Annotated in this window: 17 protein-coding genes and 3 pseudogenes; 13 read left to right on the forward strand and 7 right to left on the reverse strand. The window is 62.0% G+C overall.

Annotated features, from left to right (window positions below; all coding sequences use genetic code 11):
- The first annotated feature begins 19 nt into the window (after positions 1–19).
- From L1Z78_RS10675 to L1Z78_RS10695, 6 genes and pseudogenes are all read left to right on the forward strand, one after another.
- Positions 20–1,156 carry a polymorphic toxin-type HINT domain-containing protein gene (locus L1Z78_RS10675; RefSeq protein WP_234641464.1) on the forward strand — a complete coding sequence of 379 codons (1,137 nt, stop codon included), beginning with the start codon at positions 20–22 and terminating at the stop codon, positions 1,154–1,156.
- Entirely contained in the window at positions 1,090–1,506 is a 417-nt protein-coding gene (locus tag L1Z78_RS10680) for a deaminase domain-containing protein (protein WP_234641465.1), read from the forward strand. The genes L1Z78_RS10675 and L1Z78_RS10680 overlap by 67 nt, the downstream gene beginning before the upstream one ends.
- 265 nt (positions 1,507–1,771) lie before the next feature.
- A pseudogene (locus L1Z78_RS28165) lies at positions 1,772–1,882 on the forward strand (hypothetical protein); the annotation flags it as partial.
- A gap of 194 nt (positions 1,883–2,076) precedes the next feature.
- A protein-coding gene (locus L1Z78_RS10685) for an IS3 family transposase (protein ID WP_418921693.1) occupies positions 2,077–3,227 on the forward strand; the annotation gives its coding sequence in 2 pieces (ribosomal slippage) (positions 2,077–2,323 and positions 2,323–3,227; 1,152 coding nt in all).
- The gene (locus tag L1Z78_RS10690) at positions 3,224–4,090 is read left to right on the forward strand and encodes a YwqJ-related putative deaminase (protein WP_234641467.1); all 867 of its coding nucleotides are present in this window, start codon (positions 3,224–3,226) and stop codon (positions 4,088–4,090) included. The genes L1Z78_RS10685 and L1Z78_RS10690 overlap by 4 nt, the downstream gene beginning before the upstream one ends.
- 42 nt (positions 4,091–4,132) lie before the next feature.
- Positions 4,133–4,366, forward strand: a complete 234-nt coding sequence (locus L1Z78_RS10695; RefSeq protein WP_234641468.1) for a hypothetical protein — start codon at positions 4,133–4,135, stop codon at positions 4,364–4,366.
- A gap of 259 nt (positions 4,367–4,625) precedes the next feature.
- Here the strand turns inward: L1Z78_RS10695 and L1Z78_RS28170 are convergent.
- Both L1Z78_RS28170 and L1Z78_RS10700 read right to left on the reverse strand, forming a co-directional pair.
- Positions 4,626–5,071: pseudogene (locus tag L1Z78_RS28170) on the reverse strand (endonuclease V).
- A 7-nt stretch (positions 5,072–5,078) separates the two neighbouring features.
- A complete protein-coding gene (locus tag L1Z78_RS10700) occupies positions 5,079–5,300 on the reverse strand; it encodes an endonuclease V (RefSeq protein ID WP_234641469.1) in 222 nt (73 codons plus the stop codon).
- A 215-nt stretch (positions 5,301–5,515) separates the two neighbouring features.
- On the opposite strand from L1Z78_RS10700, the gene L1Z78_RS10705 reads away from it, so the two are divergent.
- The 5 genes and pseudogenes from L1Z78_RS10705 (at position 5,516) to L1Z78_RS10725 (ending at position 9,092) form a co-directional block, all read left to right on the forward strand.
- Entirely contained in the window at positions 5,516–5,800 is a 285-nt protein-coding gene (locus tag L1Z78_RS10705; protein WP_234641470.1) for a hypothetical protein, read from the forward strand.
- Positions 5,801–6,275: 475 nt separating this feature from the next.
- A complete protein-coding gene (locus tag L1Z78_RS10710) occupies positions 6,276–8,459 on the forward strand; it encodes a midcut-by-XrtH protein (RefSeq protein ID WP_234641471.1) in 2,184 nt (727 codons plus the stop codon).
- Complete coding sequence (locus L1Z78_RS10715; protein ID WP_234641472.1) at positions 8,407–8,541, forward strand: hypothetical protein; 135 nt, start codon at positions 8,407–8,409, stop codon at positions 8,539–8,541. The genes L1Z78_RS10710 and L1Z78_RS10715 overlap by 53 nt, the downstream gene beginning before the upstream one ends.
- Before the next feature lie 28 nt (positions 8,542–8,569).
- A pseudogene (locus L1Z78_RS10720) lies at positions 8,570–8,626 on the forward strand (hypothetical protein); the annotation flags it as partial.
- A 205-nt stretch (positions 8,627–8,831) separates the two neighbouring features.
- Positions 8,832–9,092, forward strand: coding sequence for a type I secretion C-terminal target domain-containing protein (locus L1Z78_RS10725; RefSeq protein ID WP_234641473.1), 261 nt, complete (start codon positions 8,832–8,834; stop codon positions 9,090–9,092).
- Here L1Z78_RS10725 and L1Z78_RS10730 read toward each other — a convergent pair.
- The 4 genes from L1Z78_RS10730 to L1Z78_RS10745 form a co-directional block, all read right to left on the reverse strand.
- Positions 9,052–9,852: a ferritin-like domain-containing protein gene (locus L1Z78_RS10730; protein ID WP_234641474.1), complete on the reverse strand. Its 801-nt coding sequence runs from the start codon at positions 9,850–9,852 to the stop codon at positions 9,052–9,054. The two genes, L1Z78_RS10725 and L1Z78_RS10730, sit on opposite strands and share 41 nt — an antisense overlap.
- Entirely contained in the window at positions 9,810–10,187 is a 378-nt protein-coding gene (locus L1Z78_RS10735; protein WP_234641475.1) for a hypothetical protein, read from the reverse strand. Before L1Z78_RS10735 ends, L1Z78_RS10730 begins: the two co-directional genes overlap by 43 nt.
- Positions 10,188–10,406: 219 nt before the next feature.
- Entirely contained in the window at positions 10,407–11,273 is an 867-nt protein-coding gene (locus L1Z78_RS10740; protein ID WP_234641476.1) for a phosphate/phosphite/phosphonate ABC transporter substrate-binding protein, read from the reverse strand.
- Between the two features lie 47 nt (positions 11,274–11,320).
- Positions 11,321–12,442 (reverse strand): acyl-CoA dehydrogenase family protein, encoded by a 1,122-nt coding sequence (locus L1Z78_RS10745; RefSeq protein ID WP_234641477.1) that lies wholly within the window; start codon positions 12,440–12,442, stop codon positions 11,321–11,323.
- Positions 12,443–12,765: 323 nt separating this feature from the next.
- Here L1Z78_RS10745 and L1Z78_RS10750 point away from each other — a divergent pair, with 323 nt between their 5' ends.
- Positions 12,766–13,218, forward strand: coding sequence for a methyltransferase family protein (locus tag L1Z78_RS10750; RefSeq protein WP_234641478.1), 453 nt, complete (start codon positions 12,766–12,768; stop codon positions 13,216–13,218).
- A gap of 191 nt (positions 13,219–13,409) precedes the next feature.
- The gene (locus tag L1Z78_RS10755) at positions 13,410–15,008 is read left to right on the forward strand and encodes a sensor domain-containing diguanylate cyclase (protein ID WP_234642144.1); all 1,599 of its coding nucleotides are present in this window, start codon (positions 13,410–13,412) and stop codon (positions 15,006–15,008) included.
- A gap of 59 nt (positions 15,009–15,067) precedes the next feature.
- On the opposite strand, the gene L1Z78_RS10760 is transcribed toward L1Z78_RS10755, so the two are convergent.
- The gene (locus L1Z78_RS10760) at positions 15,068–15,466 is read right to left on the reverse strand and encodes a hypothetical protein (protein ID WP_234641479.1); all 399 of its coding nucleotides are present in this window, start codon (positions 15,464–15,466) and stop codon (positions 15,068–15,070) included.
- Positions 15,467–15,523: the final 57 nt, after the last annotated feature.

Raw genomic sequence — 15,523 nt, forward strand, 5'->3', positions numbered from 1 at the left:
TCGGGATAGGACGCTCTTTGTGGAAGGGGTCAAAGATGCAGCAGGGCTGGCATGGGCCTTGGCCCAAAGCTCAGCCGACGCTGAATTGGCAGTGTACGGGGATAGCGACGCTCAAAAGAGGCTGGATAGAAGTGCTGAAGTACTGAATCAGGTCGTTCGTAATATACCGAACCTGCCTTCGCAAGCCTTGCAGCAGCAAAAGGTTGTATCGGCACAAATAGAACAGCTGAGAAAAAATGGAGAGGACCATGCCGCTAATCAATTGACGGCAGAGAATGCCGCTGATATTGCACAGTGGGGCGTAGCGGGCTATGGAGTGGGTAAATCTGCCATAGGACTGGTCAACAGACGAAGAATCGCGGCGGCTGTAGGGAATACGGTTTCGAGAGTGGTAGAGGCGAAAACACCAAGCGCGGTTTTCGTGCCGGTAGTGCCTCAAGTGAGCGACGTAACGCCCATTTTGGTAGCCGAAGGGTCGGGGCTCCGAGCCGCAGGAAAAGGGCAGTCGGCCACCGGAACAGCGAAGGCTGCGGCAAGGGAAGGACCCTGCTGCTTTGCACCGGGCACCTTGGTCTCCACAGAGGAGGGAGATCGCCCTATCGAATCCATCCAGGTAGGCGACCGTGTCTGGACGCGCATGGAGGACGGTTCGGGCGAAGCCTTTCTGGCGCCCGTAACGGCCACGCATATCCGTGATGACCGTCCGATCCTGCGTCTGACAGTAGAGCTTGCTCTGCCGGGCGAGGAGGCCGCACAGCCTCGCACGGAAGATCTTCTGGTCACTCCGGGCCATCCCTTCCATGTTCCAGGACGCGGCTTCGTGAGCGTGGAAGAACTGCAGGTTGGGGATGAACTGGTATCCCTCGACACGCAAACCCGCTTGCGCATGCGTGCGCTGCGTCTGGAGTCGCCTCAGGGGACGACATACAACCTGACGGTTGAGACGGGGCACACGTTCTTCGTGGGAGGGCTGGGGACCTGGGTGCACAACGTGGGGCCATGCAATACTTGTGCAGATGGGGTCTGTGTCAGCTCTGCTGCTGAATTTTCTGACAAGGTAGCCGATACTTCGGCATTGGCCAAAAGGTTATGGATATTCGATCTGGATTGCCGTCAGGATTGCGTCGTAGCGGCAATGTGGCTGTCGCAGAGATAGATATTCCAGGAGTTTCTGGTGAAATGGCCGCCCATAGTCAGGTCTCTGTGACGGGTAAAGGGCTTGTTGGATCCGGTAGTGGTAATTTTATGGCGCAGCTTGTTCCAAATAAAGCCGGAAATATGGTCTATCGTGGGATAGATACAGAATATAAAATTATGGATAATATCGCTGATCAATTGGGTAGTAATTTTTCTGCAAAAGGTGTTGTAAATATTTTCACGGAAAAACCGGCATGTGCCAGCTGCTTAGGTGTGGCTGAACAATTTAAAGAAAAATACCCCAATGTCATGGTTAATATTTATGACAATGGAGGCGTTATGCTTCGTCCACCAAGCGGGAGTAAATAATGACAGAGTGTTTGAATTATGGTGCGAAAGAAAGATTAAGTTACGGAGAAATGCGAAATTATTTTTTAAGTTGCTATTACGAGTATTGTAGGCTGAAGCTTCGTGATTGCAATGAATGGGTTGCTGGAGAGTCCGAGGCGGGTTATGCTTATGGCGAGTTTGAGAATTCTTTTGAAATTCCAATTGAGAAATTGATGCTGGAGGTGTTGGCTCTTATTATGCTGGCTGGTAGATCTTCGGAAGAAATTAAAATTTTCATTTAAACTCTATAGCTAATATTCTGAAGAGTATGGATCTTGCATCTGTCCTTCAAGAATTGCCGGCCGATGAAAAGGATGAGCTGGTGACTGATCTTAAGATTCTTGGTTTATTTTGATCTATATATACTATGGTGCTGGTGTTTTTTAAGATTTTGGATTAAGTGTATTTGCTGAATTGCCAATTCGATTTGTATAGAAAAGATGTGTTGTTGTATGAATTGATTTCTTCTAATTGATGGAGGTGACCTGCGCCCTCATAGCCGTACCAGTTGAATGGAAGTGAGGTCCGCCAACCTGGAGAATGACGGACATGAGGACGAGTCGATTTACCGAACAGCAGATCATTGGGTTCTTGAAGCAGGCCGAGTCTGGCCTGGCGGTCAAGGAGGTCTGCCGCCAAGGCGGATTCAGCGAACCCACGTTCTACAAGTGGCGTGCCAAGTACGGCGGCATGGAAGCCGACGAGGCCCGGCGCCTGAAGGACCTTGAAGTCGAGAACGCCCGGCTCAAGAAACTGCTGGCCGAAGCGCACCTGGACCTGGAGGCGCTCAAGGTCGGGTTCGGGGTAAAGCGCTAGCCCCGCAAGACAAACGCAAAGCCATCGCGAAGATGCTGGAACACACCCAGATCTCTGAGCGGCAGGCTTGTCGTCTTGTGGGGCTGTCCCGAGATGCCTGGCGGCATCCACCGCAACCCGATGTAGACACAGTGCGCCTGGCTGAACGCATCCAGGCTGTCGCCATGGAGCGGTGGCGCTTTGGGTATCGCCGCGTGCACGACATGCTGCAGGGCGAGTTTCCTGGCATCAACCACAAGAAGGTGCTTCGCCTTTACCGCGAGCAAGGCTTGGCCCTGCGCAAGCGCAACAAGGGCAAGAAGTACCGTGGCGAGCGCACACCGCTGGTGGCTGCGACACGGATCAATCAAACATGGAGCCTGGACTTTGTCAGTGATTCATTGAGCAACGGCAGGCGCATCAAGTGCGTGACCATTGCCGATGACTTCAGCCACGAGTGCGTGGACATCGCGGTAGATTTGTCGATGCCCGGCACATACGTCACCAGAATCCTTGAGCGAGCTGCCCGCTTCAGGGGCTACCCAGAGGCCATCAGGACGGACAACGGGCCAGAATTCACCTGCTGGACCTTCATGGCGTGGATGCAGGCACGAGGCGTTCAGCACATCCTGATTCAACCGGGCAAGCCAACTCAGAACGTCTACATCGAAAGCTTCAACGGCAAATTCCGGGATGAATGCCTCAACGAGAAGTGGTTCGAGTCATTGGCTCAAGCGCGAGAGGCCATCGCCATCTTGCGTCAGGATTACAACGAGGTTCGACCACATGGGAGCATTGGACGGATCCCACCAGCCGCGTTTGCAGCCAAACACCGAGCCCAAACCTATCAAACCACCGACGCAGGAACAGTTAACCTGCCAACCCTTGGACCTTTCTACGAATGATTGGTAAGGCGGCAGGGGCAGGTCAGCTGCGCGGCAACTATGCGAGTGAAATAGGGCTGGCCATTGCCGCCTTGCCGCAAGCGGCGCGGAGTGCGGTGAGTACGGCGGAAAAGAGCTTGGCCATGGTTGGCAGCGAGACGGCCAAGCAGAGGGTGGTGGCCAGGGCGCTGGCGCAGGAGTTGCAGGCGGCAGAGCCGGTGTTGGCGGCGAAGGCGCCCGAGGCACCGCAAGTTCACACCGTCGATGTGCCAAAGGGCATGACGCGCTGGCTGTTGGACGATGGGGATAAGCTTGAAACAGCGGGAAAGAGGCAGCCGGATAGTAAGACTGCACCACCTGTTGATGGGGCGACGGGAGAGAGTAGTGGTGGATTATTCGATAAAATTTCGAATGAAACTGCTGCTCTTAGATCCATTGCATCTAATAATACTAGCGATGCCTCAAAAATATTACATCAGAGAATTAACCTAAAGGGTGCAGTTTTGAATGAATATTCGCGACTAAAACAGGGATTGAGTAATGGAGAAATAAGAAATGAAATTGGGCCTGTTTTGGCAGGCGTGATGGACGCGCGGACTGGAAATGTATATTTTGGAACTAATAAACGTGGTGGTGAACTTCCAAGTAACTTTGTCCCAGAAATTGCTGAGCGTATGCCAGAAGCAATGGCGAATCCTTATTTCAAAACGCATGGGGCGGGGAGTCATGCGGAAATTCATGCACTAAATGATGCTTTTCATGCGCGACCATCTGCTGTCATGTCTGATTTTCACTTGTACACAATAAATTCCGGACAAAAGAAGGGTGGTGTAAAAAAAAATGGGGCATGCCTGTGCCAAGATGTCCGCATTGTGAGATTCTGACGAACGGTGTTGGCTACTTCCTTCTGTAATGAGATATGAGAAATGAAAGATTTCAATAAAAATCGTGTTAATGAAGATGCTCTTGAAGCGGATGATGATGTGGTTATATATAATGGAGTTCCGTTTAATGGAGTTGGATTCGATAATTTTGCGGATGGCTCGGTAATAGAATATGAAACCGAGTACAAAAAATGGATTTCCGCATGGAATGAAAAAAAAAAAAGTGGTATAAGAATGGTGAATTGGCTTACTCTATTTCTTATTTTAATGGTCTAAAGCATGGAGAGGAAAATCATTGGTATCCTTCCGGGCAGAGCAAATTGTTTGCAGTATATGAGTATGGAGTAAAGTAAATTCCATTTTATGGAATGAAAATGGTGAGGTGGTGGAGAGGTTCTCTATCTCTCAAGATTCGATAAATTTTACGATTCTTCAGAAAAGACGATTGCTGGGTTGGGATCATGACTGGATTACTTGATTTTGAGCAATTTTAAGTTGACTGAGTGAAGTTGATTTGGGGAATTTGTATTGATATTTATTTGCTATTTATTAGACTTTGAACAATACTATTAGAAATTCTGGTTGTTTCTGGGAGTCGATATTTCTTACACAAGCTCAATATTGTTTTGCTGGCCATGCATAAGGATACTCTATGCCCTATGGAAATATATAGAGGCTTGACATTGTCTCGTGTTCTTAAGGCATTGGCAATAATTTCTCCATTGTCAAAACTGGCGAATAGTCTCCTTTTATTTTTCCGACTTCATCATGAGTTCCCAGGAGAAGATTCTTTCCGCAGCCAATGGTGGGAATATCAAAAGTTACGCCAACATGGCAAGCAAGGCCGAAACGTCTTGGGTGAGCTATTCCTTGGCCATCGCAAATTATTAGATCTGGCTTTATCTGTAGTGACTCCAAGGATTTTGTAATTACCGGTAATTCTCTAAATGAGAAAAGCCCAGGGATGTACGGGAACTGCACGGTATCTTCAACGACAACTTTTTTGTATGACGTTTAGTGAATTAAAATCGATAACTACGGCAGCGGCAATCAATTTGTTGCTATGTTTAGCATAGGCAGCATCAACACCCGCCACAGTTTTGATATCTCCTATACGATCATCACGTTCCACAAAATTCGCTAATCTTCTCTGCAAATCTATTGCTTCTTCTTCATTGATATTCCAAGGGTGGGTGATTATTGGTTTCATATTTGAAATTTGAACTTCTTTAAAGAATGGTTTGCGATTTTATCTGCTTTTAAATTTTTGTATGGTTCTTGCCGGGGTCGGGGTTCTTAGAATACGCAAGATCTAGAGTTTTGACATCAAATATTTGATTTTAATTTGGCGGAAAATCATTTATGTAAGGGGCCAGGGTGTGCCGACGCTTGGCATATCGTGGTTGCCACGATATCCAATGGCTCGTGCAGCTCAGCGGCGCCACCAGCACCAGCTACACCTACGACGCCAACGGCAACCGCCTCACGCAGACACAGACCCGGGGCGCAGGCACCACCACGACGCGCTACCACTGGAACGCCCAGGACCAGCTCGTCAGCGTGGCGCAGGACAGCGGCAGCGGCCCCGAGATCCTGGCGCGCTACCGCTACAACGCAGCCAACCTGCGCGCAGAAAAAACTCCTCGGCAACGCAGGCCTGAGCGCGGCCACGCAAGGCAGCGCGGGGGCATACAGCCCGCTGGCCTATGAACGCATCCAGTGGGACGGCCTGCACGCCAGGCGCAGCTTCGAGATCACGGGCACGGACAAGCGCCAGACCCTGCGCAGCGACACGGACGCAGCCGTCCAAAGCGGAAACACAGCCCCTGGCTGTTCAACCGCACGCAATACGCCAACGGCCTGGCCGGGGAGGGCTTCACAGGCTTGTGAGATCACTCCGGCGCAAGCGCCGCGTCGAGAGGTGGCTGGTCTTGGCGCAGCAGGTCCTGGGAATTCATTTGCCAGGCGGCTGTTGGATGAGGCGTTCTTGAAGTGCTTCGGATACCGGATTTCAGGGATGTACGCCGGCCAGGCAATCCTCTAGAGTCTGCGCTTGTCAAAGAAGCTGTGTTCTGTAACACACCCAGGGTCGGCGGGGAGGATGTTCTTCGCCTGTTCCGCATATCTCTTTCCGGCAGGACCCATGCTGCACCGATTCCATACCACCTCGCGTCGCGGCGCCTGCATGAGGTCGGTTGCCGCGCTGGCTGCGGTGGCGCCCATGCCCGCGGCCCAGGCCCAGAGCATCACCGTGGCGCCGTTGGCGGCGCTGGCGCCGGCCGCCATTCCCGTGAACCATCCTCTGGCACTGGTGCTGCTCGCGCTGGCATTTGCCGCCTGCCTTGCCTGGGGAGTGAGAACGGGCCGCATCCGCCTGGGCTCCCTGCGCGCCTGGGCCATGGGCGGTGGCGTGCTCATGGCCGGCTCCCTGGTGGTCTGGGGTGACAAGGTCCAGGCCCAGTTGCAAGAGTTGCAGGAAGCCTTCAGCCAGGCGGCGGGAGAGACACGCACCGTGCCGGTGCAGACCACGGCCCTGGCCGCCGATGGCACGCCGCTGGGATTTCTGCCGGTGGTCTACCGCAACCAGGCGCCGGTCAGGTTGCGGATCACCGGCATCACGCAGCCTGCCTGGAACACCTGTTTTCCGCTGGGCGTGCCTGACAGCCTTCCCACGACGGCGCCGCGCCCGGGCAGTGCCTGCGCGGTGAACGCGGTGCTGGAAGCCGGGGGCTCGTGCTGGCTGGATGTGGCCCAGCTGTGCGCCGATGCCGCAGCCGCCGTGCGCGGCAGCCACGCCAGCGTGCTCGTGCCTGACGGCGTGAAGGTGGACACGGCCGGCCAGGCCACGGGCAATGTGCTGGCCAACGATTCCGATGCCGATGGGGCGCTGGTCGTCGCCAGTTTCACGTATGAGGGTCAGCGCCTGGCGGCCGGTACCTCCCGCACCGTGGCGGGGCGCGGGACGTTCGCGCTGCAGTCCGATGGCGGCTTCAGCTTCCAGGCGGATGCGAACTACGGTGGCAGTTATCCGCTGGCCATCGGCTATACCGTGCAGACCGGCACTTCCAGCACGCTGAATGTCTCCGTGAACCGGGCGCCCGTGGCCGGCAATGACGCAGCCACCACCAGCGAGAGCACTGCCGTCACCATCGCCGTGCGCGGCAATGACAGCGATGCCGATGGGGACCGCCTGGCCGTCACCGGCGTCACCCAGGGCACCAACGGTTCCGTGGTCGTGGATGCCGTCACGGGCAATCCGATCTACACGCCGAATGCGGGTTTTACCGGGAATGACGGCTTCACCTACACCGTCGGCGATGGCAGAGGCGGCATTGCCACGGCCAACGTCACCGTGACGGTGAACGCCGTCGGCCCCGGCAACCGGCCGCCGGTGTCTGTCGCGGACGCAATCTCCCTGAACGAGGGTGCCGTGGCCACCACGCTCCTGGGCGGGGCCACCAGCTTGCTGGCCAACGACACGGACCCCGAGAACGACCCGCTGGTCGCCGTGCTCGTGACCGGTCCTTCCCATGGGACGCTGACCTTGAATTCCAATGGCACTTTCTACTATAGCCACGACGGCAGCGAGACGGAGGCGGACAGCTTCACCTACCGCAGCCACGACGGCCAGGCCAGTGGCAACATCGCCACCGTCGCCATCACGGTGGTGCCGGTCAATGACGCGCCGGTGGCCGGGCCCGACAGTTTCACCATGGCCATCAATGGCTCCTTGGAGATCACGCCCGCGCAGCTGCTGGCCAACGACGTCGATGCGGAAGGCGACAGCCTGGCAATCTCATCGGTGCAGTCGGCCGTCCAGGGCAGCGTGTCCCTGGTCGGCGGCAAGGTGGTGTTCACTCCCGCTGCCGGGTATGAAGGGCCGGCGGGCTTTACCTATACCGTCGGCGACGGGCATGGCGGATCCAGCACGGCCACCGTCAGTGTCTCGGTCGGCTCCGCGACCAGTCCCTCCATCGTGCTGCTCAAATCCCTGCTGGCCATCGCCCACGGCACGGGCGGAACCAGCGTGGGGTTCCCGGTCAACTCCCGGCCGGTGGACACGGACGGATCGGAATCACTGTCGATCAAGATCGGCAACGTGCCCCACGGGGTCGTCCTTCAATGCGGGCACCAACCTGGGCGGCGGTGTGTGGCAGTTCACGACAGCCGATCTGCCCCTGCTCACGCTGAACCTGCCCGGCAGCTACACCACGAATGCCACCCAGCTGACGGTGCAGGTGACGGCCACCGAGATGCACGGCGGCGCCACCGCCTCCACGTCCGGCGTGGTCACGCTCAAGGCGTCTTACACGACCGTGGACATCACCACCACGCAGAGCGGCAGCTACACGGGCAGCTCGGCCAATGAATACATCCAGGGAGGAGACGGCAACAACACCATCAATGCCGCGAACGGCAACAACATCGTCCTGGGGGGGCGATGGCGATGACACGCTGTCGTCGGGCTCCGGCTCCGACATGCTCTCGGGTGGCAGCGGCAACGACGTCCTCAACGCGGGCTCCGGCACCGACTGGCTTTGGGGCGGCTCCGGCAACGACAGGCTCATCGGCGGCGATGCCGGTGAGAATTTCGTGGATGTGTTCGTCTGGCGCCTTGGCGATCAGGGGCGGCTGGCACGCCGGCGGTGGACCACATCCAGAACTTCGCGACGGCCGCGGCGGGCACCAATGCCACCGGAGGCGATGTGCTGGATCTGCGCGATCTGCTCCTGGGGAGTCGGTGGGGCCCTCCAATGGCGCAGGCAACCTGGCCGACTACCTGCACTTCGAGGTATCCGGCAGCGACACCGTGGTGCACGTCAGCCACACGGGAGGGTTCGCCGCGGATGCGCATGCGGTGGGTGCCGGCTACACCGCAGCGCAGGAGACGCAGCAGATCATCCTGGAGGGCGTCAACCTGCAATCGCTGTACTCCGGCGCCACGACGGACCAGCAGCTCATCACCCAGCTGCTGAACAACAACAAGCTGATCGTGGATTGAGCGCGGCCGGCGGCTGTTCCGGCCACCTGCTTCGCCTACATGAAATTGCGCGTATGCAGTGATGCCAGCCGTTCGGCATGCCCGCGCTCGAAGCCCAGGCGCAGGAGCTTGGAAAAGCGCCCGTCGGCCATGTCGCGCATGAGCTGCTGCACGCGGGCGGCGCCGCGGCCCAGGGCTTCGGGGGGGTGAGGGTGCCGGCCGCGATGAGGATGAGGGCGTCGAAGACTTCCTCGTTCAGGCCCGAGGTGCCGGCCAGGGCGTCGAAGCGCTGCTCCACGGCCTGGGCCAGCTGGTGCTGGAAGCCCGGTTCCTGCTGGAGGCGGTACAGCAGGTGGGACATGCCCAGGGCCACGTGGCGGGCCTCGTCGCGCGCGGCCAGGCGGCAGATCTGGCGGGTCAGGGGTCGGGTGCCTCGGTCTGCAGGAATTGCAGCAGGTGCACGAAGGTGCCTTCGCCGAGCACGGACAGCAAAAGCCCGCCACGGAAAAAAATCCGTCTCGTCCAGCAGGCTCTTGAGCGAGGCCTGGCCGCCCGCCGTGGACAGTGCGGGCTCGCGGCCATGGCGGCGGATGCGGCGCGTGAAGACGTCGATGTGGCGCGCCTCGTCGGCCACCTGGATGGCCAGCGCGGCCTGCAGTTCGCGGTAGTGCGGGTGCAACTGCCCCAGGAAGCGCGCGGGCACCAGCAGGGCGGCGTTCTCGTTCTCGACCATGTAGGTCATGAGCTGGACGATGGCATCTTCCACGGGTGCGGGCAGCACGGGGCATCGTTCCAGTCGATGTCGGTATCGGCGTTCCACTGCGCGGCCACGGCCTGGGCGTAGAGGTCGGCGGCGCTGTCGGTCCAGACATGCAGCTTGTCGCTGAGCCGGAATTGGAAGGCCGGCGCGCCGGCCTCCACGCGTGCGCCGCGCGCGGCCAGGCCCCAGAAGGGCCGGGCCTGTGCGGCCACGGCATCGGCGCCGTCGCGCGGGTCGCTGCGGCCGGTATCGGCCGCGCCGCGCCAGCGCCCGGCCTGGGCGCCGCCGCGCACCACGATGCAGTGGCCGGCATCGGCCCCTGCCCCGGGTGCACCCCATGGCCCTGGTCGCGGCACCAGCCGGACAGCTGGGCCTGCCAGCCCGGGGAGCTGCCCGTCACGCGCAGCTGACCGCCCACGGGCAGGCCGGACAGCGCGTGCTTGACCAGCAGGTGGGCACCGGCATCGAAGCCCAGGCCCTGGAGGTCGACCACGGCGGGCTGTGCATGCGCGGCCGGGGCTTGGGAGGCAGGGGGGAGGTCAGGGGTGGGCATGGTGCGCATCGGGTCCGGCGGCTCAGTAGCGGTAGTCCTGCACGGTGATGCGGCCTTCGGTGTCGTAGAAGGCTTCGTCCGTCACCGCGCGCTCCAGCAGGCCGTAGCCCGTGCCCCGGCCCGGGTGCCAGACCTTCAGGCCTTCGAGTTCCAGCAGCGGGCGCACGGCCGCGTCGTCCCAGGACATGGCCAGCAGGATGTCGCGGAAGGCGGCGGCGCGCTCGGCGTCGATGTGCGGGCCGGCGGTCATGTTGCAGTGGTCGAAAGCGCCCGAGGTGGCCAGCACGCGCGTGCCGCCCGCGGGCAGCGTGCCTTCGCGCGCAAAGGCCTGGTAGTTCTTGCCCACCATCCATGAGGCCTGGATCTCGCCGGCCACCATGGCCGCGGCCGCCAGGCGCTCGCCGCCGATGTGGTCGCCATGCTTGCCGCCCAGTACGTCGAAGCGGCGCGCCGTGTAGTCGCGCCCGGCCACCAGGCCCTCCTGGCGCAGGTGGTCCAGCGGGATCAGCGTGGCCTGGGGCGAGTCCACCGCACCGAATCCCACGGTCTTGCCGCGCAGGTCCTGCACGCTCTGGATGGGGCTGCCGGCGGGCACGACCAGCAGCGAATGCAAGTCCAGGTCGGTGTCGCGCATGGCGATGGACTCCACGCGCTGGCCGCGCGCGCGGGCCATGCGATCGGCGCGAACGAAGGCCAGGGGCGAGTTCCAGGCCAGGTGCACGTCGCCTGCGATCAGTGCCTCGGTCAGCGACTCGTAGTTGGAATAGAGCACGTAGTCGAAGTAGTAGCCGCGCTCGATGAAGTAGGCCTTGAAGCCTTCCCAGATGGTGATGACCTTGGGGGCGTAGGCTACAGCGCCGAGCTTGATCACGGGGGCGGTTGTCGTCATGTGGAAGTCCTTTGGAGGTGGGGTGTCGGGGGATGGGGCAGGGCGGCTCAGGCCGCGGCGTCGCACATGCCTTTGCCCAGCATGTCGTAGATCACGTCGGTGGTGGGTGCCATCACGGAGGCGGCGCGCGCATCACGGAACAGGCGCTCGATGCCCAGCTCCTTGCGGAAGGCAGCGCCGCCGCACACGCGCATGGCGATATCGGTGACTTCCAGCGCGGCCTCGGCGGCGGCGGCCTTGGTCTGCAGCAGGCGCGTGCGCGCATCGGGGCGGGCGGCCTGCACGGCGGCCACGGTGTCGTCGCGCAGCAGGCGGGCCTGCTCCAGGCGCAGCTGGGCGCGGGCCAGGTAGGCACGGATGGTGGGCAGGTCGGCCAGCGAGCTGCCGCTTTCCGCGAAGCGCGTGCCCGCCACATGGGCCACGGCGCGGCGCAGCGCGCCCTGCATGAGGCCGATGGAGGTGGTGGCGATCAGCGTGGGGAAGAAGGGCATCAGATGGCGGCCCTTGACGGCCTCGCCCTCGCCATCGGCCCCCAGCATGCGGGCGCGGGGCACGCTCACATCGCGCGCCTCGATGGGCGACGATGCATTGCCGCGCAGCCCCATGCCATTGAAGCGCCCGGGGATGGACAGGCCCGGCAGCCGGCTGTCCACCAGCCACAGCGTATTGCCCTCGCCCTGCGTGGCGCGCGAGATCCAGACATAGGAGTCGGCCTCGCCCGCCGAGGTGATCATGCTCTTGAGCGCGTTCAGGTGGACGACGTCGTCGGCCGCGGCGTCGGCGGCCGTGGCCGTGCCCGTGGGTGCCCAGATGTGGCTGCGCGAGCCGGCCTCGGACACGGCCAGCGTGGTGACGTGGCGCCCGGCCGCGATCGCGCGGCGCACTTCGTCATCGGCAAAGGGCTCGATCAGCGCCACGCCGCAGTAGTGCATGGTCAGCACCATGGCCGTGCAGGGGCAGTCCTGGGCGATGCGCTCCACGACCTGCACCGCCTCGGCCAGGCCCTTGCCCCGGCCGCCCACGTCGCTGGCGCTGATCAGGCCCAGCAGGCCGGCACCGGCCAGCGCATCCAGCGCGGCACGCGGGTAGAGCGCCTGCTCGTCGATCTGCGCGGCGTGGGGCGCGATGATCTCGCGCATGAGGGGTTCGAGTTGTTGCAAAACTTCCATCAGGGATCACCATAGGCATGCCCGTGGCCGCCTGCCGAAAGGCGTTTTGCTGGAAGTCCGGGGTGATGCTGGAGCGCAGCGATGTCCGCTGGACGCGCTTGCCGCATGCAGACCTGCAATGGCGGATGGGCTGGGAAAGGATGGGGGATTATGCGCCGGGCCGGGGGCGGCGGACACAAGCACCCTGCGTCGCATCATGGCGTTCGCCCACGCCAGCGTCGGTCGCCGGCCGCCCTCTGGCGGTTTTCCGCGCCAGAATGTACGCTCACCGGGCGTCGCTCCCGCGATGCCGCGACCTGCACCATGCACCTCTTGACATGCGCATGCTTGAACTCCGCATCCCGCCCCTGGTCCTGGTCGCCCTCTTCTCGGCGGCCATGGCCGCAATCGCCCGGGCCGTACCGGCGCCCCTCGCCTTTGCGGGCAGGTGGGCCGTTGCCGGCGCTTTCGTCTGCGCTGGCGTTGCGGTCGCCTGGGCGGGCGTGATGGCCTTTCGGCGCCAAAGGACCACCGTCAATCCACTCGCGCCGCAGCAGGCCTCCTCGCTGGTGGACACCGGCATCTACCGTTTCACCCGCAACCCCATGTACCTCGGCTTCGTGCTGGCGCTGCTGGGCTGGGGCGTCGGCCTGGGCAACTGGGCCTGCCTGCTGCTGCTGCCGGTGTTCGTCGGCTACATGAACCGGTTCCAGATCCAGCCCGAGGAGCGCGCGCTGGCCCGGCTGTTCGGAGCGCGGTTCACGGCGTATACCCGCGCGGTCCGCCGCTGGCTGTAGACGGCGCGTACCATGGGCGGACAGGAATGCCAGGGCGAGTCGCCCATTTTTCCGAAGCCGGAGACAATACCGGATTGCGGGTTCTTATGGCTTGACATAAATCAATGTCATGGTGATGGCGCTCGGGTCTGTACAAGTGTTCGGGCTGGCGCGGCAGGGCTCACGGATCGAACGGCGGCGTGACCGCCGAGATGGCGCAGGTGGATGTGATGGAGAGGGATCGATGGAAAACGGGCTGGCCCGGCAGCGGCCGACCCATCAAGCGCGACGCCCGCCTCGTGGCCTGGCTGCTGGCCGTGGTCTTCGTGTCGGTATCGGCCGCCACGGCCTGGCAGCTGGGGGTGGCGCGCCAGCGCACGCTGGCCGAGGTGGATACCGTCAACCGCAACCTGGCGCAGACCCTGAACACCTATGCCGAAGGCGTGATCACCCAGAGCGCCATGCTGTTGCTGGGCATCGCCGAACGGTTGGAAATGGAGGGGGCCAGCACCGTGCACCTCGAGCGCCTGCAGCATCTGGTCAACCGTCAGGAGCATCTGCTCAACCAGCTCGACGAGCTGCTGATCGTGGATGCGCAGGGCCGTTGGCTGATGTCGTCCAGGGGCGCCTTCCCGGAGGGCTCCGACAGCGCGGACCGGGACTACTTCACCCACCACCGGGACGACGCTTCTTCGGGCATCTTCATCGGGCCGCCCATTCGCAGCCGCCCCTCGGGAAAATGGGTGATCACCATCAGCCGGCGCTATAACGACGGACAGGGCCGGTTCGCGGGGGTCGTGGTGGTGGCACTGGGCATAGAGAACTTCCTGCGGCTGTTCGGCAAGATCGACATCGGCGAGCGGGGCGCCATCGCGCTGAGCACGCCCGGCGGCAGGCTGCTGGTGCGCCATCCGTTCCGGGAGCAGGATCTGGGGTGGGATTTCTCGCAGTCGCCCAATTTCCTGCGCCACTATGCGGGGGCGATGTCGGGCACGGCTTCGTTTCGCTCCGGACTGGACGGCACGGAAAGAATCTATGCCTTTCTGCGCAGCGAGCGCTATCCGTTGATGACCACGGTGGCCCTGGGGCGCGACGAGGCATTGGCCACATGGCGGCGCCAGGCGCTGCTGACGCTGGCGGTGGTGCTGGGGCTGTTCCTGGCGATCGCGCTGATCGGCTGGCGGCTGGCGGCGGCGATGCGGCTGCGCTCGCGGGCTGAATGCTCCCTGGTCAGTGCGCGCGAGGAGCTGCTGGACGCCAATCGCCGCCTGGAGGTGCTGGCCACGCAGGACCAGCTCACGGGCCTGGCCAACCGCCGCCGCTTCGACGAGGTGCTGGAGCGCGAGGCCCGCCGCGCGGCGCGCGAGGGCACGCCGCTGTCGCTGCTGCTGATCGACCTGGACCATTTCAAGGGCTACAACGACGCCTATGGCCATGTGGCGGGCGACGCCTGCCTGCAGGCCGTGGGCGGTGCGCTGGCCCAGGCCATGCAGCGGCCCGGCGACATGGCGGCGCGCTATGGCGGGGAGGAGCTGGCCGTGGTCCTGCCCAATACCGACGGGGCCGGCGCGTTGCAGGTGGCCGAGCGGCTGCGCGCGCGCATCGAGGGCCTGGGCCTGCCGCACCGTGGGAGCCGTTTCGGCCATGTGACGGCCAGCATCGGCGTGGCCACCATGGCCGTGGATGAGCGATGCCCAGGCGCCGCAGCGCCGGGCGCCGGCGCGTCGGGCACGGCCCTGGCCCTGGTGGAAGCGGCGGACCGCGCACTCTACCGCGCCAAGGCCGCGGGCCGCAACTGCGTGCAGCGTTGAGTGACCGCGGTGTCAGGCGCCGCCGCCCGGCTCGGCGTGTCCCATGGAGGGGCGTCGCATCACTCGTGGTACTGCGGCTCCACGATCAGCTCCGCACGCAGCGGCCGGATGCGTTCGTCCTGGTAGTAGCCGCCGTATTCCGTGTACCGCAGGAACAGGCCTGCGCAGTTCCGGCAGCGCCACAGCGTGCTCTGGTTGTAGGGATGCCAGCCCACGGCGATGGGGGCGTCTGGCGACCACAGGTGGGTGGCCTGCGGATGGAACTCGGCCAGGCGGTGGGCCATGTCGGGTGTGCCCAGGGGACCGACGGGGTCGAGCTGGGCGATGGCGGTGGCACCCGAGACCGATTCCCATGCGGGCCGCGACAGCGCGGTGCAATCGGCGCAGCGCGGTTGGGCGGCGGCCTGTTCGGCGAGGGTGCGCAATTGCGCGGCGGTCAGGGGCGTGGAATCTGTCATGGCGAGGCTGTGCGGGGCGTGAGCCCGTTGCGCATATCGGTGGTGCTGCATTGTCAC

Origin of the sequence: Delftia tsuruhatensis, assembly GCF_903815225.1 — a bacterium.
In the GTDB taxonomy this organism is placed as follows: domain Bacteria; phylum Pseudomonadota; class Gammaproteobacteria; order Burkholderiales; family Burkholderiaceae_C; genus Comamonas; species Comamonas tsuruhatensis_A.

Excerpts from the sequence above, each read along its gene's own strand:
- L1Z78_RS10700 (WP_234641469.1), bottom strand. The coding sequence starts at position 5,300 with ATGAAACCAATAATCACCCACCCTTGGAATATCAATGAAGAAGAAGCA.
- L1Z78_RS10750 (WP_234641478.1), top strand. The coding sequence starts at position 12,766 with ATGCTTGAACTCCGCATCCCGCCCCTGGTCCTGGTCGCCCTCTTCTCG.
- L1Z78_RS10680 (WP_234641465.1), top strand. The coding sequence starts at position 1,090 with ATGGATATTCGATCTGGATTGCCGTCAGGATTGCGTCGTAGCGGCAAT.
- L1Z78_RS10695 (WP_234641468.1), top strand. The coding sequence starts at position 4,133 with ATGAAAGATTTCAATAAAAATCGTGTTAATGAAGATGCTCTTGAAGCG.
- L1Z78_RS10710 (WP_234641471.1), top strand. The coding sequence starts at position 6,276 with ATGAGGTCGGTTGCCGCGCTGGCTGCGGTGGCGCCCATGCCCGCGGCC.
- L1Z78_RS10690 (WP_234641467.1), top strand. The coding sequence starts at position 3,224 with ATGATTGGTAAGGCGGCAGGGGCAGGTCAGCTGCGCGGCAACTATGCG.
- L1Z78_RS10745 (WP_234641477.1), bottom strand. The coding sequence starts at position 12,442 with ATGGAAGTTTTGCAACAACTCGAACCCCTCATGCGCGAGATCATCGCG.
- L1Z78_RS10740 (WP_234641476.1), bottom strand. The coding sequence starts at position 11,273 with ATGACGACAACCGCCCCCGTGATCAAGCTCGGCGCTGTAGCCTACGCC.
- L1Z78_RS10755 (WP_234642144.1), top strand. The coding sequence starts at position 13,410 with ATGGCGCAGGTGGATGTGATGGAGAGGGATCGATGGAAAACGGGCTGG.
- L1Z78_RS10760 (WP_234641479.1), bottom strand. The coding sequence starts at position 15,466 with ATGACAGATTCCACGCCCCTGACCGCCGCGCAATTGCGCACCCTCGCC.